The 19,376-nt window shown below is 66.1% G+C and carries 17 protein-coding genes and 2 pseudogenes; 10 read left to right on the top strand and 9 right to left on the bottom strand.

Features of this window, described 5'->3' with window-relative positions; genetic code table 11:
• Positions 1-6: 6 nt before the first annotated feature.
• Genes FWJ47_RS03100 through purM form a run of 3 tightly spaced genes read left to right on the top strand, consistent with a single transcriptional unit; the run spans position 7 to position 3,052 of the window.
• Positions 7-336, top strand: coding sequence for a hypothetical protein (locus FWJ47_RS03100; RefSeq protein WP_147103938.1), 330 nt, complete (start codon positions 7-9; stop codon positions 334-336).
• The gene (gene purF, locus FWJ47_RS03095) at positions 314-1,903 is read left to right on the top strand and encodes an amidophosphoribosyltransferase (RefSeq protein WP_147103935.1); all 1,590 of its coding nucleotides are present in this window, start codon (positions 314-316) and stop codon (positions 1,901-1,903) included. Before FWJ47_RS03100 ends, purF begins: the two co-directional genes overlap by 23 nt.
• Complete coding sequence (gene purM / locus FWJ47_RS03090) at positions 1,904-3,052, top strand: phosphoribosylformylglycinamidine cyclo-ligase (RefSeq protein WP_147103931.1); 1,149 nt, start codon at positions 1,904-1,906, stop codon at positions 3,050-3,052.
• A gap of 16 nt (positions 3,053-3,068) precedes the next feature.
• On the opposite strand, the gene FWJ47_RS03085 is transcribed toward purM, so the two are convergent.
• From FWJ47_RS03085 to FWJ47_RS03050, 8 genes are all read right to left on the bottom strand, one after another.
• On the bottom strand, positions 3,069-3,761 hold the full coding sequence (locus FWJ47_RS03085; protein WP_147103928.1) for an ABC transporter permease: 693 nt from the start codon (positions 3,759-3,761) through the stop codon (positions 3,069-3,071).
• Complete coding sequence (locus tag FWJ47_RS03080) at positions 3,751-4,392, bottom strand: ABC transporter permease (protein WP_246126137.1); 642 nt, start codon at positions 4,390-4,392, stop codon at positions 3,751-3,753. Before FWJ47_RS03080 ends, FWJ47_RS03085 begins: the two co-directional genes overlap by 11 nt.
• A gap of 6 nt (positions 4,393-4,398) precedes the next feature.
• Positions 4,399-5,448, bottom strand: a complete 1,050-nt coding sequence (locus FWJ47_RS03075) for an ABC transporter ATP-binding protein (RefSeq protein WP_147103925.1) — start codon at positions 5,446-5,448, stop codon at positions 4,399-4,401.
• Between the two features lie 49 nt (positions 5,449-5,497).
• Positions 5,498-6,454: an ABC transporter substrate-binding protein gene (locus FWJ47_RS03070; RefSeq protein ID WP_147103922.1), complete on the bottom strand. Its 957-nt coding sequence runs from the start codon at positions 6,452-6,454 to the stop codon at positions 5,498-5,500.
• A 106-nt stretch (positions 6,455-6,560) separates the two neighbouring features.
• A complete protein-coding gene (locus tag FWJ47_RS03065) occupies positions 6,561-7,139 on the bottom strand; it encodes a TetR/AcrR family transcriptional regulator (RefSeq protein ID WP_246126136.1) in 579 nt (192 codons plus the stop codon).
• Positions 7,140-7,200: 61 nt separating this feature from the next.
• The gene (locus FWJ47_RS03060; RefSeq protein ID WP_147108825.1) at positions 7,201-8,811 is read right to left on the bottom strand and encodes an MFS transporter; all 1,611 of its coding nucleotides are present in this window, start codon (positions 8,809-8,811) and stop codon (positions 7,201-7,203) included.
• A 59-nt stretch (positions 8,812-8,870) separates the two neighbouring features.
• Positions 8,871-9,929, bottom strand: coding sequence for a Sir2 family NAD-dependent protein deacetylase (locus FWJ47_RS03055; RefSeq protein ID WP_147103919.1), 1,059 nt, complete (start codon positions 9,927-9,929; stop codon positions 8,871-8,873).
• Positions 9,910-10,104, bottom strand: coding sequence for a DUF3073 domain-containing protein (locus FWJ47_RS03050; RefSeq protein ID WP_147103916.1), 195 nt, complete (start codon positions 10,102-10,104; stop codon positions 9,910-9,912). The genes FWJ47_RS03055 and FWJ47_RS03050 overlap by 20 nt, the downstream gene beginning before the upstream one ends.
• 148 nt (positions 10,105-10,252) lie before the next feature.
• On the opposite strand from FWJ47_RS03050, the gene FWJ47_RS03045 reads away from it, so the two are divergent.
• Positions 10,253-10,948 carry a hypothetical protein gene (locus FWJ47_RS03045; protein ID WP_147103914.1) on the top strand — a complete coding sequence of 232 codons (696 nt, stop codon included), beginning with the start codon at positions 10,253-10,255 and terminating at the stop codon, positions 10,946-10,948.
• Positions 10,949-10,950: 2 nt separating this feature from the next.
• Here the strand turns inward: FWJ47_RS03045 and clpB are convergent, their stop codons facing one another.
• Positions 10,951-13,554, bottom strand: a complete 2,604-nt coding sequence (gene clpB, locus FWJ47_RS03040; protein WP_147103911.1) for an ATP-dependent chaperone ClpB — start codon at positions 13,552-13,554, stop codon at positions 10,951-10,953.
• A 284-nt stretch (positions 13,555-13,838) separates the two neighbouring features.
• Here clpB and FWJ47_RS03035 point away from each other — a divergent pair.
• From FWJ47_RS03035 to FWJ47_RS03010, 6 genes and pseudogenes are all read left to right on the top strand, one after another.
• Positions 13,839-15,054: pseudogene (locus tag FWJ47_RS03035) on the top strand (IS3 family transposase).
• A gap of 229 nt (positions 15,055-15,283) precedes the next feature.
• On the top strand, positions 15,284-16,285 hold the full coding sequence (locus FWJ47_RS03030) for a hypothetical protein (protein WP_147103908.1): 1,002 nt from the start codon (positions 15,284-15,286) through the stop codon (positions 16,283-16,285).
• Positions 16,286-16,541: 256 nt separating this feature from the next.
• Positions 16,542-17,168, top strand: a complete 627-nt coding sequence (locus tag FWJ47_RS03025; protein WP_147103905.1) for a hypothetical protein — start codon at positions 16,542-16,544, stop codon at positions 17,166-17,168.
• 343 nt (positions 17,169-17,511) lie between these two features.
• Positions 17,512-17,709: an abortive infection family protein gene (locus tag FWJ47_RS12410; protein ID WP_147103903.1), complete on the top strand. Its 198-nt coding sequence runs from the start codon at positions 17,512-17,514 to the stop codon at positions 17,707-17,709.
• Positions 17,697-18,125 (top strand): annotated as a pseudogene (locus FWJ47_RS03015) (LysE family transporter); the annotation flags it as partial. The gene FWJ47_RS12410 and the pseudogene FWJ47_RS03015, both read left to right, overlap by 13 nt.
• Before the next feature lie 85 nt (positions 18,126-18,210).
• Positions 18,211-19,314, top strand: a complete 1,104-nt coding sequence (locus tag FWJ47_RS03010; protein WP_147103897.1) for an alanine racemase — start codon at positions 18,211-18,213, stop codon at positions 19,312-19,314.
• Positions 19,315-19,376: the final 62 nt, after the last annotated feature.

Here is a 19,376-nt window from a genome sequence, read left to right as displayed (position 1 = left end):
GGTCCCATGCCTTCACACGAGCCGCGTCGTCGTGCGCGTGTGCGCAGCACGCCCAAGCTCATCCCGTTCCTTGCGGGCGCCCTGATCCTCGCGTTCACCGCTGCGATCATCACCGTGTACTCCACCCCGCCGGCGGAGAACTACACCCGCACAGCCTCCATCGGCACCCTCACGATGTTCTACGCGGTCCCCGCCCTGATGCTCGGGGCGACCGCCTACCTCGTCACGGAGAGGATCATGCGGCGCCGGACCACCACCTACGAGATGGAGCGCCTGTCCCGCAACGGCCGGGGCAGCTCCCCCAGTGAGGGAAATGAGGGCCCGCGCAGTGCCTGATACAACGTCGCGCCTGAGCTTCGACCTCCTCGACGAGGACCCGCTCCCGCAGGACGAATGCGGGGTGTTCGGGGTGTGGGCGCCGGGCGAGGAGGTCTCCAAGCTCGCCTACTACGGCCTCTACGCGCTGCAGCACCGCGGGCAGGAGTCCGCCGGGATCGCCGCCAGCGACGGGCGCAGCATCAAGATCTACAAGGACGTCGGGCTGGTCTCCCAGGTGTTCGACGAGGCGACCCTGTCCGCGCTGACCGGGCACATCGCTGTCGGGCACTGCCGGTACTCCACCACCGGGGCGAACAACTGGGCCAACGCCCAGCCCACCCTCGGCGCCACCCCGCACGGGACCGTCGCCCTGGGGCACAACGGCAACCTCACCAACTCCGCGGAGCTGCGGGACAAAGTCATTGAGCGGCACGGCGAGCGGTCCTTCGGCGAGCTCGCCCAGGGCAACACCACGGACACGGCCCTGGTCACCGCCCTGCTGCACGACGAGCCCGGCAACTCCCTCGAGGAGCAGGCCCTGGCCCTGCTCCCGCAGCTCAAGGGCGCGTTCTGCTTGGCGCTCATGGACGAGAACACCCTCTATGCGGCCCGCGATCCGCAGGGCGTGCGGCCGCTGGTGCTGGGCCGGCTGAGCCGCGGCTGGGTGGTCGCCTCCGAGCAGTCGGCCCTGGCGACAGTGGGCGCCTCCGTGATCCGTGAGATCGAGCCCGGCGAGCTCATCGCGATCGACGCCGAAGGGGTCCGCTCCCACCGGTTCGCCGAGTCCAAGCCTGCCCGGTGCGCGTTCGAGTACGTGTATCTGGCCCGCCCGGACGCCACCATCAACGGACGTTCCGTGTACGAGTCACGGGTGGAGATGGGCCGGCAGCTCGCCCGCGAGGAGAAGCACGACGCCGACATCGTCATCCCGGTGCCCGAGTCCGGCACCCCTGCGGCGGTCGGCTACGCAGAGCAGTCCGGCCTGCCGTTCGCCCAGGGGTTCATCAAGAACGCCTATGTGGGCCGCACGTTCATCCAGCCCTCCCAGACGCTGCGGCAGCTGGGCATCCGGCTGAAGCTCAACGTGCTGGAGCATGTGGTGGCCGGCAAGCGCGTCGTCGTCGTGGACGATTCGATCGTCCGCGGGAACACCCAGCGCGCCATCGTAGGCATGCTGAAGGAGGCCGGCGCGGCTGAGGTCCACGTGAAGATCTCCTCCCCGCCCATCAAGTGGCCCTGCTTCTACGGCATCGACTTTGCCACCAGGGCGGAGCTGATCGCCAACGGCGCCACCATGGAGGAGATCGCCGCGGCCGTGGGGGCTGACTCCCTGGCCTACATCAGCGAGGACGGGATGATCGCCGCCACCGGGCAGCCCCGCTCCACCCTGTGCACCGCCTGCTTCTCCGGGGAGTACCCGATCGAGCTGCCCCCGGAGAACCGGCGCGGCAAGATGCTGCTGGAGCAGCCCCGCCTTCCCGGAATGCCCTACCAGCGGCCCCAGACCGGGTGCGAGCCGGGGCCCGACTCCGAGTTCGAGCTGGACGAGACCGAGCCGCCGCTGCGCGAGGAAGTGACCTCTTAAGTGACCGAACCCACCACCTATGCGTCCGCGGGCGTGGACACCGAGGCCGGCGACCGTGCCGTCGAGCTGATGAAGGCGCATGTGGAGGCCACCCACGGCCCCCAGGTGATGGGCGGTGTGGGCGCCTTCGCGGGACTGTTCGACGCCGCTGAGCTCAAGCGTCTGCCCCATCCGCTGCTGGCCACCAGCACCGACGGGGTGGGCACCAAGGTGGCGATCGCCCAGGCGGTGGACAAGCACGACACCATCGGCTTCGACCTGGTCGGCATGGTCGTGGACGACATTGTGGTCATGGGCGCCAAGCCGCTGTTCATGACCGACTACATCGCCTGCGGGAAGGTGGAGCCGGCCCGCATCGCCGACATCGTCTCCGGGGTGGCGAAGGCCGCCGCGGAGGCCGGCACCGCCCTGGTCGGCGGGGAGACGGCCGAGCACCCGGGGCTGCTGGACGAGCACGAGTACGACGTCGCGGGCGCGGCCACCGGCGTGGTGGACGCCTCCGCGGTGCTGGGCCCCGAGCGGGTCCGCGCCGGCGACAGGATCATCGCGATGGCATCCTCCGGCATCCACTCCAACGGGTACTCGCTGGTGCGACGCATCGTCGCGGACGCCGGCTGGGCGTTCTCCCGGCAGGTGCCGGAGTTCGGACGCACCCTGGGCGAGGAGCTGCTGGAGCCGACTCGCCTGTACACCGCGCCATGCCTGGATCTGGTGACCGCCTTCAACGGCGACCCTGCTGAGGGCGAGATCTCCCCGGAGGCACCGGTGCGCGGATTCAGCCATGTCACCGGCGGCGGCCTCGCCGCGAACCTCGCCCGTGTGCTTCCGGCGGGGATGCTGGCCACCGTGGACCGGTCCTCCTGGTCTGTCCCGGCGGTGTTCAGCGTGCTGTCCGATCTGGGCCGGGTGCCGCAGGCGGATGCGGAGCGCACCTGGAACCTGGGCGTGGGGATGGTGGCCGTGGTGTCAGCCGAGAAGGCCGACGACGCCGTGGCTCACCTCAACGCGGCCGGCCAGTCAGCCTGGGTCATCGGCGAGGTCACCGAGTACCGCCCTGACGCGGTGGACGTCTCCAGCGAGGACTTCGCCCAGGGCGCCAAGGGCGTGGACGGCGGCGGCGTGCTGCTGACCGGCGCCTACTCCGCCTGAGCGCCCCTGCCTCTCCTCAGACTGTCCCTGCGCGGAGGGTCTTGGCGGCTCTCCTGCTGGGCGCCTTCGCTCCCGGCTGCACGAGCCTGCCGACCACCGCGAGCAGCCCGTCGACTGTCAGGGCCAGCACCGTGACCAGCACCGCGCCGACCAGCACACGTCCGTAGTCGTAGAGGGCCAGGCCGTCGAAGATGTACCTGCCGATCCCGCCGAGATTCACGTAGGCGGCGATCATGGCGGTGGCGATCACCTGCAGAGCCGCTCCGCGCAGGCCCGCGACCATGCCGGGCAGCGCGTTGCGCAGCTCGACCCCTATCACCTGACGGCGCGCCATGCCCATCGCCCAGGCAGCGTCCACCACGGCCCGGTCCACGCTGCGCATGCCGGAGTAGACCCCCGCCAGCAGCGGCGGGACGGCCAGCGTGACCAGCGCCAGGACCGGGGGCAGCAGGCCCAGCCCCATGAAGAGCACCAGCAGGGTCATCAGGCCCAGGGACGGTATGGCCCGCAGCGAATTGGCGGCCGTGACGATGAGGGTCTGGCCCCGCCCCGTATGGCCCACATAGATTCCGGCAGGCACGGCGATGACCGCCCCCAGCACCACGGCGATGAAGGAGTACCAGAGGTGCTGGCCCACACGGATGAGAATGCCCTGGTCCCCGAGCCAGTTCTCCGCCTCGGCGAAGTAGGCGAACATGTCAGCCAGCATGGGCACGCTCCCAGGGGGTGAGCAGCCATCCTGCTGCGGCGATGAGCCGGTCGAGGATGAAGGCGAGCACCATGATGGCCAGGATTCCGGCAAAGATCTGGTCGGGGTAGCTGCGCTGGTAGCCGGAGGTGAAGAGCTCCCCCAGCCCGCCGACTCCGATGACTGCGCCGACTGAGACCAGGGAGACGTTGGTGGCGCAGGCTACGCGCAGCCCGGCGGTGAGCACGGGCACGGCCAGCGGCAGGTCCACGAAGACGGCCCGGGAGAGCCGGGAGAAGCCGCTGGCCTGAGCTGCGTCGCGGACGCTGCTGTCCACGGCGTCGAGGGAGTCGAAGACCGACCGCAGCGTCAGGGCCGCCGAGTACAGCGTCAGCGCGGCGATCACGTTGATGGGATCAAGGATCTGGGTTCCGATGAGGGTGGGTATGGTCACGAACAGCGCCAGGGAGGGGATGGTGAAGGCCACGGAGGCCAGTGCCACCGCGATCCTGCGGCCGCTGCGGCCGTCGTTCAGCAGCAGTCCCAGGGGCACCGCGATGAGCAGCCCCAGCACGGTGGGAATCGTGGCGAGCACCGTATGCTCCCAGAACAGCTCCATCAGCCGCGAGAAGTTGTTCAGAGCCCAGTTCACCGCTGGTCAGCTCCTGGCGTGCCCTGCGAGAGCAGCGAAGACGTCCGTGCCCTCCGCCGCTCCGATCAGACGCCCTGATCTGTCTGTCACCGGAGCCATGTGGGCGGGGGAGGACAGCACAGCATCCACGGCGGCTCTGAGGCTTCCGTCTTCGCTGAGGGCAGCGGTCACCGGTGTCCTGACCTGGGAGGAGTCCTCCCACGTCTCGGGGCGCCCCTCGGCGTCCACGATGAGGGCCCAGCCACGCTGCAGCGCCACCCGGCCCCCGCCGGCGCCGGATGCCGGAGTGATGGGCACGCCTGCGGCGCTGGCGAAGGCGAGCGAACGGATGCCCCTTTCGCGCCCGACGAACCGGGAGACGAAGTCATTGGCGGGGGCCGTGAGGACCTGCTCGGGGCTGTCATGCTGCTGGAGCACCCCGCCGGGGCCGAAGACGGCGATCTTGTCGCCGAGCAGCAGGGCCTCCTCAATGTCGTGGGTGACGAAGACGATGGTCTTCCTCAGCTGCGCCTGCAGGCGCAGGAGCTCCTGCTGCAGGTCCTGGCGCACCAGCGGGTCCACGGCGCTGAAGGGCTCATCCATCAGCAGGATGGGCGGGTCTGAGGCGAGGGCCCGGGCAACGCCCACGCGCTGCTGCTGGCCCCCGGAGAGCTGCGAGGGGTATCTCGCGGCCAGGGACTCTTCCAAGCCGACCCGGGCAAGCATGTCGTAGGCGATGCGACGAGCAGCCTTTCTGCTCTCGCCTGTGAGCCGCAGCACAGTGGCCACGTTGTCCAGCACGGAGCGGTGCGGCAGCAGTCCGGCGTGCTGCATGACGTAGCCGATTCCTCGGCGCAGCTGGGTGCGGTCTGCCTCGGCGGTGTCGGCGCCGTTCACCGACAGCGTGCCCTCAGTGGGCTCGGTCATCCGGTTGATCATCCGCATCGCGGTGGTCTTGCCGCATCCCGAGGGTCCCACGAACACGGTGACGGTCCCCGCCTCCACGGTCAGGCTGAGGCCGTCCACGGCGGAGGTGCCGTCCGGGTACACCTTCGACACTGCGCTGAAGGTGATCACGGGGTCCCGCGCTTCCGCAGGGCGGGCCCTTCGGCGGCGCCTGCAGTGCTCATCCGTCGATCAGACCGTGCTCTTGGAGCCATTCCATGGCCGCGTCGGACGGCTCTTGGTTCTCGCTGCCGCCGACGCGGTCGTTGAGCTCAATCAGCTCCTCGGTGCTCAGCAGCCCCGACACCGAGTCGAGGGTTTCGGCGATCTCGTCGTCCAGTGCGTCGCTGCTGATGATGGGCACCACCTGCTGGGCGGGGAAGTTGCTCTCCGGGTCCTCGAGCACCACGAGGTCGTTCTCCGGCAGGGCGGGGCTGGTGGTGAAGATGTTGGCCGCGGTGACGTCGCCTCCGACCAGAGCATCCACGGTGGCCGGCCCCCCGCCGTCGGAGATGGGGGTGTAGCTGGAGACGCTCAGGCCGTAGTTCTCCTCGAGCCCCGGCAGACCGACTGAGCGCTCCTGGAACTCGGGAGGTCCGGCGAAGGTGATGTCCTCGGAGCGGTCAGCCAGGTCGGCGATGGTGGTCAGCTCCCACTCCTCGGCCGTCTCGGAGGTGACCACCACCGCGTCGGTCGACTCGGCCTCGGCGGGGGACAGCATCTCCAGGCCTCGTTCCTCCAGGGCCTCCGGGAGCTCCTCGTTGATGCTCTCAGCGTCCGCCGCTTCGGAGTCATCGTCCAAGTAGAAGAGGAGGTTCCCGGTGTACTCGGGGATCAGGTCGATCGAACCGTCCTCCAGGGCGGGCACATAGGCCTCCCGGGAGCCGATGTTCATGCTGGTGCTGACGTCGACCCCGCTGTCCTCGAGCGCGTGGGCGTAGAGGTAGGCGACGATTTCGGATTCCGGAAAGTCTGCCGAGCCGACGGTGACAGCGCCGGAGTCCGCGTCCTCGCCGTCCTCGTCCGATTCGGCAGTCGGGTCGGCGCAGGCGGCGAGCACCAGAGTGCCAGCAGCTGCGAGGGACAGCCAAGCGGCAGGCCGTCGGCCGAATCGCTGGGGGGTGATCGGCTGGCTCATGAGACGGATCCTCCATGTGTGCTGGTGAGCTTCCCGGCAGAAGCCGGGTCCGACCATCCTAGAAGCTGGATCCTGGACCTATCCTCCACACGGCAAGGGCGAACGTTCAGGAGCCTGCTCCGCCTGCCCCTCCCCGCTCAAGGATGCGCCGGATCAGCCTCTCCCGCAGGGAGGGATCCAGCTGCCGGTCTGCGAGGGCTTCGTAGAGCCACAGCCCGTCCGAGGCCAGCCGGGCCAAGAACCTGTCCACCGCCTCGTCGTCGGCCTCCTCCGGCAGCCGGGGGGCCCAGCGGTCATGCACCCCGCTCCATATGGCCTGCGACTCAGGGTCTTCGGCGGCCTGAAGCATCAGCTGCAGCTCGGCGCGGTCCGGGTTGCCCGCGGGGCTTGCTGATCCGCGCACGTAGGCTTCGAGCCGGCTGTGATCGTCCAGCTCATCGGGGTGAGCGAGTGCGCTCTCGTCGCTGACCTGCTGGGCCATGTAGCGCTCCCAGCCGCCGGAGACGTGCTCGTGGAGGGCGCGCAGCAGCGCCTCACGGGAGGGGAAGTGGTAGACGAGCCCACCCTTGGTCAGGCCGGCCTCTGCGGCCACAGCCTCATAGGACAGGGCGGTCACCCCGTCCCGCTGAACCACCCGGGTGGCCGCCTCGAGTGCCTGCTCACGCTTGGACTCCCGCACGTTCACTCGCTTCCCATCTCATCGCTTCGCGCTGAGCCGGGGCCCCGGCTCGATCTCTTGCCTTACCTTAGTGATTATTGGGGTAGGCCTGGGACTCGGTGCCGGGCTTGTAGGGCCAGAGGAAGGCCGCGGCTGCGATGGAGCCGGCGATCATCACTGCGGCGAGGGTGACCAGGACGCTGAGGTAGGCGGCGTCGAACGCCGATGAGGCCGCATCGATGACACCGGCGTCTCCGCTCTCGAGGGCAGCGGCCGGCGAGGCGCCCGTGTACCCCTCAGCTCCCTCCGGCAGGATCAGCGCGTGGGTGTACACCAGCGTCAGCAGGGCGCCCAGCAGCGCGACGCCGAGCAGGTTGCCGAACTCATAGGACACCTCCTCGGTGGAGGCGGCCATACCGGCACGGTGCGGCGGCACATTGCCCATGATGGCTGTGGAGGCCACCGAGATGGAGCACCCCATTCCCGCACCGGCGACCACCAGGGAGGCCACTAAGCCCGGCAGGGTGTCCTGAAAGGCGGAGAGCGCAGCGGCGACCGTGCCCAGGGCCGCCACGCCCATGCCCCCGCCGATGAGCACCAGCAGTCCCACCCGCTGCAGCAGGGCCCCGCCCACCAGGGAGAACGGAGCGGAGCCCACCGCCAGCGCGGTGACCAGCAGCCCGGCCTGCAGCGGGCTGAACCCCTCCAGCAGCTGGTACCGCTGGGCTACTGCCAGCTGGACCCCGGCGGTGATGAACGTGGCCAGTCCCGCGCCGATGACCCCGCCGGTGAAGCCGCGGTTGCGGAACATCCCGAAGTCGATCAGCGGCTCTGATTCGCGGCCCAGGCGCACCTGCCGCCGGGCGAAAAGGGTGAGCACGACGGCGCCCACCGCCGTGGAGACGATCGCGACCGGATAGTCGATGGGAGATTCTGCCCAGGTCTTGATGGCCAGCACCGCGGCCCCCATGCCCACCAGTGCCTGGGCCGAGGACACCGCGTCCCACTTCCGCGCCGCGTCGTAGACGTTGCGCGGTCCCACCAGGACCATGGCGATGGAGGCGGCCACCACGATCGGCAGGTTGATGAGGAACACTGCGCCCCACCAGAAGAACTCCAGCAGCACACCGGCCACGATGGGTCCCATCGCCATGGCGACCATGAACGTGGAGGCCCACACGGCGATGGCGATGTTGCGCTCGCGCACATTGGAGAAGCTGATGCGGATCAGGGCCAGTGTGGCCGGGAGCATGAGCGCACCGCCGACGGCCAGCAGCGCCCTGGCGCCGATCAGCACCTCCGGGGTAGGCGAGTAGGCGGCGGTCAGCGAGGCGACCCCGAAGACCAGCATGCCGGCCTGGAAGGTCCGTTTGTGCCCGAACCGGTCGCCGAGGGCGCCGGAGCCCGGCAGCAGGCCCGCCATGAACAGCGGGTAGATGTTGAGGATCCACAGCTGCTGGGAGGCGCTGGCCTCCAGCGCGGAGGTCAGGCGCGGCAGGGCCGTGTAGAGGATGGTCATGTCCAGGGCGACCAGCAGCAGCCCGGAGGAGACGATGGCGAGCACGGTCCAGCGCTGCCAGCGCGACAGGGATGTGTCTGGAGCCGCGGAGGGCCGGAGGGGGCCGCTGGCCCGGTAGTCGGCCCGGGGCAGAGGTCCGGTCTCCGTGCTCACCGCCCTGCGCCGGCGAAGTCTCCGCATCACATCCACGACCGGAAACTGTACCGTACGTTTGGTTCAGTTTCCTGGGCGGGTGCGCGTCAGCGTGACTGCTCAGCCGCTGGCTCAGAACTGATGACGCCCGGCCCGCTCGGCGAACTGGTCCATCGCCCCGATGGTCGCGGGGGCCTGGGCGGGGGCCCTCGGAGCACCTCATCCAGCGCCTGGAGCGCGGGGGTGATGCGGGTGCGCCAGCGGTGGTCCGCTTTGGCGTCCGCGCGGGAGGGGCCGCCGTTGATCACCGCGATGGGCTTGCCGGCCCGGTGCATCGCCAGCGCAATCGAGAATCCGCTCATCACTGCCATCGAGCTGCCGACCACCAGCAGGGCCGAGGAGCCATCCACCAGCTGCCGCACCGCCGCTTTGCGCTCCTCCGGAACGTTCTCTCCGAAGTAGACGACGTCGGGCTTCAGCGTGTCCGCCCCGCAGGCCAGGCACCCGATGAGCGTGAAAGCGTCCACCCAGGACTGGTCGAGGGTGACGTCACCGTCCGGGTTCACGTTCTCGGCGGCCACCATGGCCGCCTCCGCGTATCCCGGGTTGGCCTCCTCGATGCGCAGGTCCAGTGCCCGCCGGTCCTCCGTCTCGCCGCAGGTCAGGCAGGTGACCTGGTCCAGGTTCCCGTGCAGGGCGATGACCGGCTCGGAGCCGGCGGCTGCGTGCAGGCCGTCCACGTTCTGGGTGACCAGGCCGGAGAGGAGGCCGCGCTGCTGCCAGGCGGCCAGAAATTGATGTGCGGGGTTCGGCTGCGCGGCCCCCATGTGGCGCCAGCCGACGAATGATCGGGCCCAGTACCGGTGCCGCGCCGCGGCGTCGTACTTGAACTCCTGGTATGTCATCGGCCGGTGCCGGTGCAGAGAGCCCGCCGGACCCCGGTAGTCGGGAATGCCGGAGTCGGTGGACACCCCTGCGCCGGTCACGCAGAGCACAGACCCCGCGGAGAGGAGCCCGGCAATCCCTGCTTGGGCCAACTGCGGGGCCTGCGGCTCCACGGAGTCCTCAACGATCCGGGCGATGGATCGCAGGGCCGCGGCGTGCGCCCGCTCGGCCTGCTGCGTGAAGACCGGTGAGCGATCGCGGCTAGCGCTGCTCCTCGCCATCGGCGTCGAACTCGTCGGCGTAGGGGTCCTCGTACTCGCTGCCGGCACCCTCGGCGTCGTCACCGCGGGATTGTGCGAGCTCCCGCTCCAGGGCCGAAAGGTCCGTGTCCGGGGTGAAGTACTTGATCTCCCGTGCCTGCTTGGTTGCTTTAGCCTTCTGACGGCCACGCCCCATGAGCGGGACCCCCTTAACATCTACTCATGCCGCAGCGGAATCTCGGAAGGTTCACTGCGGGCTTGACTGTTCAGATGATGTGCTTCGTGCCCCCTAAGTTAGCATGAGGCTCCCCGTTGCGTCGCACCGATCGGAAGGCTCCGCTTGGATGAGTGAGGACCCCCGCAGCACTGCCGAGATCGCCCGCCCCGCCACTCGCCGGCAGCGCCGGGCCGCCTCTGAGCAGGGGGTGCAGCTCAACGCCATCCCCTTCCTGATCGCCGGGGCGCTGGTGGTTCTGGTGACCCTGGGGCTGCTGTGGTGGTTCGTCATCCGCGAACCTGGTGAGGATGAGGACGCCGGAGCCTGGGAGTGGATCGAGGAGCCCGCCGACGGCGTTCATGCCCGGGACGTTCCCCCCGAGGACTGGGAGACCGGCTGGTGCTTGGTCGGGTATGCGACGGAGGACGAGCCCGCCGACGTCGTCGACTGCGAGCAGTCCTACGATGTCCAGGTGGTGCTCCGGCAGAACATCTCCGACGGCTCCTACCCCGGCGACACAGAGGTCGCAGACACCGCGCACGAGTGGTGCCACGATGACCTCAGCCTCAACGAGGACGCTGTGGCCGAAGCCGACTATGACCTCGCCGTTCAGCTCAACCATCCCACCGAGTCCACCTGGAACAGGGAGGACGACCGGCTGGTCTCATGCTTCCTCACCCGCAGCGACGACGGCTCCCTCACCGGCGACTACATGCTCGACGAGGACGCCGACGACGAGGATGAGGATGCCGTCGAGGACCCGGCCGAGGACGGGACGGCAGACGGCGTCGACGTCTCGGCCGAGCCCCGCGACCAGGAGTAGCCTCAGCCCTTCTTCAGGGTGAGCCCGTGGGCTGAGCGCTCCTCGAGGGTGAGCTCGTCACGGTCCACCACCACGGTGTCGCCGTCGGCGATCTCACCGGCCAGCAGCGCCTTGGCGAGCTGGTCCCCGATCTCCCGCTGGATGAGCCGGCGCAGCGGCCGGGCTCCGTAGGCGGGGTCGTAGCCGGTGAGGCCGAGCCATTCCTTGGCCGAGTCGGTGACGTCCAGGGTGAGGCGCCGTCCGGCGAGCCGCTCCTGCAGGGAGCGGATCTGGATGTCCACGATGGGCGTCAGCTGGTTCATGCCGAGCGGGTCGAACAGGACGGTGTCGTCGAGCCGGTTGAGGAACTCCGGCTTGAAGGCGGTGCTCACCACACCCATCACCTTCTCCCGCTTGGCGTCCTCGTCCAGGCTCTGGTCCACCAGGTACTGGCTGCCGAGGTTGGAGGTGAGGATCAGCACCACGTTGCGGAAGTCCACGGTGCGGCCCTGCCCGTCGGTGAGCCGGCCGTCGTCGAGGACCTGCAGGAGGATGTCGAAGACCTCGGGGTGGGCCTTCTCCACCTCGTCCAGCAGCACCACCGAGTAGGGCCGACGCCGCACCGCCTCGGTGAGCTGGCCGCCTTCGTCGTAGCCGACGTATCCGGGGGGCGCGCCGACCAGCCGGGCGGTGGAGTGCTTGTCGGCGTATTCGGACATGTCGATGCGGACCATGGAGCGTTCGTCGTCGAACAGGAACTCGGCGAGCGCCTTGGCCAGCTCGGTCTTGCCCACACCGGTGGGGCCCAGGAAGAGGAAGGAGCCGGTGGGCCGGTCGGGGTCGGCGACCCCGGTGCGGGCCCGGCGGACGGCGTCGGCCACGGAGCCGACGGCGCGCTCCTGTCCGATGAGGCGGGAGCCGATGCGCTCCTCCATCTGCAGCAGCTTCTCGGTCTCACCGGCGAGCATCCGTCCGGCGGGGATGCCGGTCCAGGCGGAGATGACGTCGGCGATGGCGTCGGAGTCGACCCGCTCGGGGACCATGCGGTCAGCCTCGTTGGCCTGCTGCTCCTGGGCTTCGGCCTCGGCGATCTCTGCCTCGATCTGGGGGATGTCCCCATAGAGGAGGCGGGAGGCTTCGCCGAAGTGGCCTTCGCGCTGGGCGCGTTCGGCAGCGGATTTGAGCTCGTCGCGCTTGGTGCGCAGCTCGCCGGCCTTCTTGTGGGCGCCGCGCTCGGCCTCCCACCGGGACTGCAGCTCGGTGAGCTGCTCGGACTTGTCGGCCAGTTCGGCGCGCAGGGCCTCGAGCCGCTCCTGGGAGCCGGCGTCGGTCTCCTGGGAGAGCCACTGCTCCTCGACTTTGAGGCGTTCGACGGCGCGGCGCAGCTCGTCGATCTCGACGGGGTCGGAGTCGATCTCCATCTTCAGCCGGGAGGCGGCCTCGTCGACGAGGTCGATTGCTTTGTCGGGCAGCTGCCGGCCGGTGATGTACCGGTCGGAGAGGGACGCGGCGGAGACGAGGGCGGCGTCGGCGATCTCGACTCCATGGTGGGCCTCGTACTTCTCCTTGATGCCGCGCAGGATGGCGACGGTGTCCTCCACCGAGGGTTCGCCGACGTAGACCTGCTGGAAGCGGCGCTCCAGGGCGGCGTCGGATTCGATGTTCTCCCGGTACTCGTCGAGGGTGGTGGCACCGATGAGGCGCAGCTCGCCGCGGGCGAGCATGGGCTTGAGCATGTTGCCGGCGTCCATGGAGCCCTCGGAGGAGCCGCCGGCTCCGACGACGGTGTGGATCTCGTCGATGAAGCTGATGATCTGGCCCTCGGCGGCTTTGATCTCATCGAGCACGGCCTTCAGCCGCTCTTCGAACTCGCCCCGGTATTTGGAGCCGGCGACCATGGCGCCGAGGTCAAGGCTGATGAGGGTCTTGCCCTTGAGCGCGTCGGGCACGTCGCCCTGTTCGATGCGCTGGGCGAGGCCTTCGACGACGGCGGTCTTGCCGACGCCGGGCTCGCCGATGAGCACCGGATTGTTCTTGGTGCGGCGGGAGAGCACCTGGACCACGCGGCGAATCTCGGCGTCGCGGCCGATGACCGGGTCCAGCTTGCCGTCTTTGGCGAGGGCGGTCAGGTCGGTGCCGAACTTGGAGAGCGCCTCGGAGGTGGCCTCGGGGTTGGCGCTGTCGCCGGACTGGCCGGCGCGGACCTGGCCTGCGGCCTCCTGGAGCGCTTCCGGTGTGGCGCCGCCGCGGCGAATGGCCTCAGCGGTGTCCTGGGACTCGGTGGCCAGGGCGAGGAGCAGGTGCTCGGCGGAGGTGTAGGTGTGCCCTGCGGCTTCGGCGATGCGCTGGGCCGCGTTGAGGACGCCGGCGAAGGCGGGCGATCCCTGGGGGTCGGCCGCGCTGCCGAGCTGCGGCAGCTTGGAGATCAGCTCGGAGGCGGCGGAGGAGACGGCCTCCGGGCTGGCGCCGGCGGTTTTGAGCACCTGCACGGCGAGCGACTCGCGGGTGTCCATGAGTGCCTTGAGCAGGTGGGCGGGCTCCACCCGCGGGTTCTTCACCTGCCCGGCGTAGGAGACGGCAGCCGCGACCGCCTCGCGGGACTTCTCAGTGAGCTTGTCAATATCCATGGCCTCGCGGCCCCCTTCCTGTCACACAGACTACGACGACCCAAACTTGAGTCATACTCACTCAACTTAGGGCGTACCGACTTTATTCCGGTTCAGGAGTGCCGGAGAGTCGAACCGTAGATGTAGGTTTCGCTCAATTTGTCAGTAATCCCAGATTTATGTCAGTGGCGTGTCAGAGGTCCCACTGATCTGACAGTAGGCAACACTGAAGCATGGGCATGCGCGAGGCCTCCTGATGCGTACTGGGTTTAGTTCCGGTCTGTTGAGCAGAGAGGATTGGAACTATGGCAGGGACGTATACACCGGAGTTCAAGGACCGGGCATTGAGAATGTTGGCTGATCATCAGCGCATCGAGGAGTCTTCTCGTTGGGCCGCTGCTGAGGCTATCGGCCAGAAACTAGGGGTTTCGCCCCACACGCTGAATACGTGGGCGAAGCAGGCTAAACGAGATGCCGGGGAAGAACCGGGGCCCACCAGTGATGAACTCGATGAGCTGAAGCGGCTACGGCGTGAGAACCGCGAGTTGAAGAGAGCCAATGAGATTCTGAAGTCTGCTTCGGCGTTTTTCACCGCGGAGCTCGACCGTCCCACCACGAGATGATCCGCTACATCGACCAGTACAGGGATCGTTTCGGAGTCGAGCGCATCTGTCGGGTCCTCAACGCGACAGAAGGTGGGTTCATCACCTCCCGAGGATTTCGGGCAGCTAAGACCAGGGTCCGCTCAGCCAAGGAGCTCAAAGACGATCTGTTGATCGGCGAGATCCAGCGTATCCACGCCGCGTCTACGGAGTCCGGAAGATGTGGCCTGCCCTACGCCGAGAAGGCTGGGACATCGGCCGGGACCAGGTCTACCGGCTGATGCGTAAAGCCGGACTCTGCGGTGTTGTGCGGGGCAGGAAACCTCGAACCACGGTGCCTGCCCCAGTTCCAGATCATCGACCTGACCTGGTCGAACGCAACTTCAGAGCCCCCGCACCAGGACGGTTATGGGTCGCCGATATCACCTACGTCAGGGCAAGTGCGGGCTTCGTGTACACAGCCTTCGTGATCGATGCCTACTCCCGTCGGATTGTGGGGTGGGCCACTCGGGCTTCGATGACCACCGAGGCACTGTCGTTGGAAGCGTTGGAGCACGCTGTGGCTACTGCCAGGCGATCTGAGGAGGGAGGACTTGTTCATCACAGCGATCGTGGCGGCCAATATGTCGCTGTGGCCTACACCGAGAAACTCGCTGACCACGGCATCCGACCCTCCGTTGGGACCGTCGGAGACTCTTACGATAATGCCCTGGCCGAGGCAGTCAACGGGCTGTATAAGACTGAGCTGATCTACTCCCAGCCGGCGTGGCGATCCCTAACTGAGGTGGAGTTCGCCACGATGAACTGGGTCCACTGGTGGAACACCCGACGGCTGCACGGACACCTAGGTCACCAGACACCCGCCGAGGTTGAGGCGGCATATTATGAACACCAGCGGGAGCAGACACCCGCTTCATAACCTCGGAACCAAACCCAGTACGCATCATAGGCAAGCCAGATCAGACGTCACCTATTCGTGTGGCAGACCCCGTTGCACTGGCTCTTTATTCAGGTGCGAGTCAGCATCGAGACTAACATTGCCAACTAGGATCGATGAGTCGAGAACATGCTCCAACTGCGAAGAAAGTACACAATCCATGTCAAAGTATTTATATTTTCCAAGTCAATATGACGGTTCTATTCGAAGCTTGCTTCTTGACGCAAATGTTGTGGGCCATTTAGACACAATTTCCCGTAGGGGCTCTTCTTTCGATGAAAAAAACGTCCAGAACCGCGTGGCTGACCTAGTTGCCCGCCTAAGTGAGAATGTCTTCGTGATGCCTGGTCTGGGCGCAGCAGAAAGTCTGATGCGCAGAAAGCCTGGGATAAGAGAAGCCTCGAACTACTCTCGGCGAAGTGCAAATGCCATGCGGCTCCTCGTCGACAACCGGCGGTCGCTGCAGGCTTGGTCTCAAGGCAGTGATGTCTTGCCCGACCCTCAGCACCCTAACGACGGTGAAAGCGGAAACGGAGTCCCTGAGGCGGATCTCCGTATTGTAAGAGAGAATTTAATCCTGCCCTCCTATGCGATGGTACTTAAGGCTTACCAGCTTTTCCTCGAGCGACGGGACCCCTTGGTTGCGTTCGGGAGCCTCGCGTTGTTTGCCGCGGAGCTTTTCGGTCGCGGGTCACGTGAAGTCACTCTCGGAGCCTTGTTGCTTGCCGGCAATTCGCCAGGGCGCGAGATGGCTTTGAACATAATGAAGCTGAGGCAAGAAAAATGTCTCGATTCCACCCTAGATGCACTCTGGAATACGAGCTTTGACCTTACGTATTCTAGGATCGCCACAATGCCATCCCTGCCGGAGTTGAGGGGTCTGATTCCGCAACCGGCAGTCTTCGTTACCGACGACAAGCACCTAGGCAAGTTTCTTGCGCTTGTTCAACCAGTCGGCGCCATGAGCCACAATCACGGCGCAGGTCTCACTGCAGACCTCGTCACGTTTGAAAACCTAGTTTCTGAAAATCTCGCTGATGGTGTGGCTCAAATCGTATCCCGGGGAAATGCTGAGGCGAGCAGTGAAACAACGGACCTTGAGCTCATTGGACGAATCCGACGCTACAAGTCCAGGCAGTACATACAGCAGCTTGAGTCGTGGTTCGCCGACCGTTACCCGGAGAGCTCTCTCGGCACGACGTCAGGAGATTGAGCGCGAACATTATCTAGCCCTTGGACACATATTGCCCCGAAAGCTCAGAAGGGTCTGCCGCACTAATGGGTGACATCTGATCTGGCTTGTTTGCGGTTGAGCTGGGGGAGGTCTGGCGTCGCTCTCACGGCGAGACCATGACTGCCACCCCATGGCGCCGCCCCCTGGTTGCACTCCTAGCCTCAAGGTTAGGGACGGGTTAGCTACCCTGGAATCACACGTACGGGATTGCCACTGTCGAGACGGAAGACTGACCATGATCATTCAACCCGCGTTTGAGGTTCCGCCTGAGATCTACAAAAGCCTATTGGCTGGCGATCTCGTTCGCTACGGCGGCGTAGTGCGCGATACGAGTGGCCGACTTGTGACGCATCTCAAGGAGATTCCTACACCCGAGAGAGCCGCGGAGAACGCGACTCGTATTGCCGCAGCCGGCCTCAAGAACCATTGGGCCGCTGCTGGGTTAGGGACAGTGGTAGCGATTGCAGCCGGCGGCGGGGTGGTCCTAGCGGTGAGAAAGCGCAAGAAGGACGCAGAAGTGAACGTGCCCAAGTGCGTGCAGGATTATAAGGTCTCACTCGAGTCGTACCTGGAAGCGATCCAGACCGGCCGCCTTGATCGAGGCAACATCGATCGTCTGATCACGGACCTTGACGCAGTAGTCGCATACGGCCAGGACAATGACACCACTGTGGCGTTCTCAACCGATCAGCTTGCTAAGATCATGAAAGTTGCCTGTGATTACACCATCGAACTTGCCAGGGCGAACCCAGTCGAACTGAATGAGACTCAGACGCTAAGCGAGGCCGACGATGGTGATGTTGTCGTGGATCTGCGTCAACACCTCGAAACTCAGAGACGAATTTTCGACCAGTCGGCCTGACTTGTGACCGAAGTGATCGTGACGCGGGATTCGCTCTTACCCTCAGCGCAAGGGAAACGGCTGGAACTCTGCACTGATCGGTGACGGCGCGCCGTGCTTTTCAGGTCAGGTCCCCAGGTCTACGCGCCACTACAAGACGTCGGCCTGACGGTAGGCAACCTGTTCGGTGGTGATCACCTGGAATTGGTTGGGTCAGCGAGTCGGAAGACCGGTGTTCCCGCGCCCGCCGGCACTGAGCTCAGCGAAGGTTGGACTGGCACCCGCGTCGCGGAATCACCCTCACCGACTGTTCGAGCCCCTGAGGATTACGACAAGTTAGTGAGACAGACCGCGTCTTAGCGAAATGTCACTCCCCATGTCAGCGGCTGACCCGTATGACAAGTTCCGCGGGATCCTACAGCACGGATCGATTTGGACCATCGCTGAGCAGGTCAACGAACTGAGGAACTTGCAAGGGACTGGTCACGGAAGAACTATGCACATGGGCGTATCTGAAGACCTTGCACTCCTAGTGATTTCGCGAAGCCTGTTCGGTGGCTGAGTACATGCTCAATCTGCTGGAGCGCAGTCACGGGAGATAGTCGAAACGAGTGGAAACCAAACTGTAGGTCAGGTCAGGCGACTCCGGACTGCAGCGCGGCTGCCTCGAATCCTTTTCGAGGACCAGCAGCAGCGGGAGCGCTGATGTCTTCGAGCAACGTGTGGAACGTCGTCTACTGGGGCGGGGCCGACGGAGCAGTCGCTGGAGCACTCGGCGAGGATGCCGCACTCAGTTCTCTCATGCTCTTCTTCACCGCTTTCATGGTTTCCTCCCTGCTCTGGTGCTTCATCTGCGCGGGAGTCATTGCAGGGCTGAAGAGAACGATGAACACCACATGGACCCGCCTCATCGAGGGCCGATCCGGAGTGGCTCTGCTTGTGATGGCGGTGCTGCTCGCGGTTCAGGCCGGTGGCTGATCGTCTGAAGACGTGGAATCTCGCCGTTAAACTCCGACCAGGCAGGTGCTGACAGGGCGCGGCCAGCGCAAAAGGAAGGAACCGCATGCACACGATCCCTGAGGGTATCGATACACCAGAGATCATGATCGACAGGGACGTACTGGTACGCAATATCGCTCGTATGGCCACCACGGTCGGTGCTAAGGGGCTAGAGGTTCGACCTCACGCTAAAACGCACAAGGTGCCGGAGATAGCGGCCCTGCAGCTCTCAGCCGGGGCCGTCGGCCTAACCGTGGCAACCATTGGAGAAGCCGAGGTCTTCGCGGAACACGGCGTAGACGACTTCTTCATCGCATATCCCCTATGGATCGGACCTCGGGAAGCCGACCGACTGCGGCGCCTCTTGCGCGCAAACGTCCGCCTCGCAGTCGGAATGGACTCCCCCGAAGCAGCCCAGATGATGGCGCAGTCCATGGGACCCGAAGCCGGCCAGATACACGTTCTGCTGGAGATCGACAGCGGCCACCATCGCAGCGGGATAGCGCCGGAAGCCGGCGTAGCCGTTGCCGAAGCAGCCGCAGCCGCCGGATTGCACGTCGCGGGCATCTTCACGTTCCCCGGGCACAGCTACGCCCCCGGTATGCCGATCAAAGCTGCAGAACAAGAGGAATCGGCTCTCGGCACAGCCTCGACCCTGCTCGTTGCCGCAGGGTTCAATGTCGAGCGTCTCAGTGGAGGCTCCACTCCTACGGCCGCCCTGACGGGTCCTTCCATTGTCACTGAAGTAAGACCAGGGGTTTATGTGTTCGGTGACGCACAGCAGCTCGAATTGGAACGATGCACCCCAGAAGACATCGTACTCACCGTCGCTGCCACAGTTGTCAGCCGACACGAGGGCACCCACGGCATGCCGCGAAGAGTGATCCTCGATGCGGGTAGCAAAATCCTCGGCAGCGACCGACCAGCGTGGACAACAGGCTTCGGCAGAATCATGGACCGCCTCGACGCCCGCATCACTGCACTGTCAGAACATCATGCCACCGTCGTATGGCCACCCGAAGTGACCCTTCCCGCATTGGGTGAGCGGCTGCTCGTCATTCCGAACCACGTGTGCATCGCGATGAACCTCGTCGATGAAGTAACCGTGACAGCGGATGGCACCATCATCGACCGGTGGCGCGTTGCAGCCCGCGGACATAACAAGTAAGCCAACAACAGTTACCGCGGCGGCTGCTTGCACTCAGTAACGATGTCTCGGCATAGTCGGAA

Source organism: Nesterenkonia populi (assembly GCF_007994735.1).
GTDB lineage: Bacteria > Actinomycetota > Actinomycetes > Actinomycetales > Micrococcaceae > Nesterenkonia > Nesterenkonia populi.
The sequence above is the reverse complement of the archived record's forward strand: the minus strand, read 5'-3'. Positions and strand labels throughout refer to the sequence as shown.

Bases quoted from the DNA above. Each gene is read 5' to 3' on its own strand.
- FWJ47_RS03100 (WP_147103938.1), top strand. From the start codon at position 7: ATGCCTTCACACGAGCCGCGTCGTCGTGCGCGTGTGCGCAGCACGCCC.
- purF (WP_147103935.1), top strand. From the start codon at position 314: ATGAGGGCCCGCGCAGTGCCTGATACAACGTCGCGCCTGAGCTTCGAC.
- FWJ47_RS03085 (WP_147103928.1), bottom strand. From the start codon at position 3,761: ATGCTGGCTGACATGTTCGCCTACTTCGCCGAGGCGGAGAACTGGCTC.
- FWJ47_RS03070 (WP_147103922.1), bottom strand. From the start codon at position 6,454: ATGAGCCAGCCGATCACCCCCCAGCGATTCGGCCGACGGCCTGCCGCT.
- FWJ47_RS03060 (WP_147108825.1), bottom strand. From the start codon at position 8,811: ATGCGGAGACTTCGCCGGCGCAGGGCGGTGAGCACGGAGACCGGACCT.
- FWJ47_RS03055 (WP_147103919.1), bottom strand. From the start codon at position 9,929: ATGGCGAGGAGCAGCGCTAGCCGCGATCGCTCACCGGTCTTCACGCAG.
- FWJ47_RS03050 (WP_147103916.1), bottom strand. From the start codon at position 10,104: ATGGGGCGTGGCCGTCAGAAGGCTAAAGCAACCAAGCAGGCACGGGAG.
- FWJ47_RS03045 (WP_147103914.1), top strand. From the start codon at position 10,253: ATGAGTGAGGACCCCCGCAGCACTGCCGAGATCGCCCGCCCCGCCACT.
- clpB (WP_147103911.1), bottom strand. From the start codon at position 13,554: ATGGATATTGACAAGCTCACTGAGAAGTCCCGCGAGGCGGTCGCGGCT.
- FWJ47_RS03025 (WP_147103905.1), top strand. From the start codon at position 16,542: ATGATCATTCAACCCGCGTTTGAGGTTCCGCCTGAGATCTACAAAAGC.
- FWJ47_RS12410 (WP_147103903.1), top strand. From the start codon at position 17,512: ATGTCACTCCCCATGTCAGCGGCTGACCCGTATGACAAGTTCCGCGGG.
- FWJ47_RS03010 (WP_147103897.1), top strand. From the start codon at position 18,211: ATGCACACGATCCCTGAGGGTATCGATACACCAGAGATCATGATCGAC.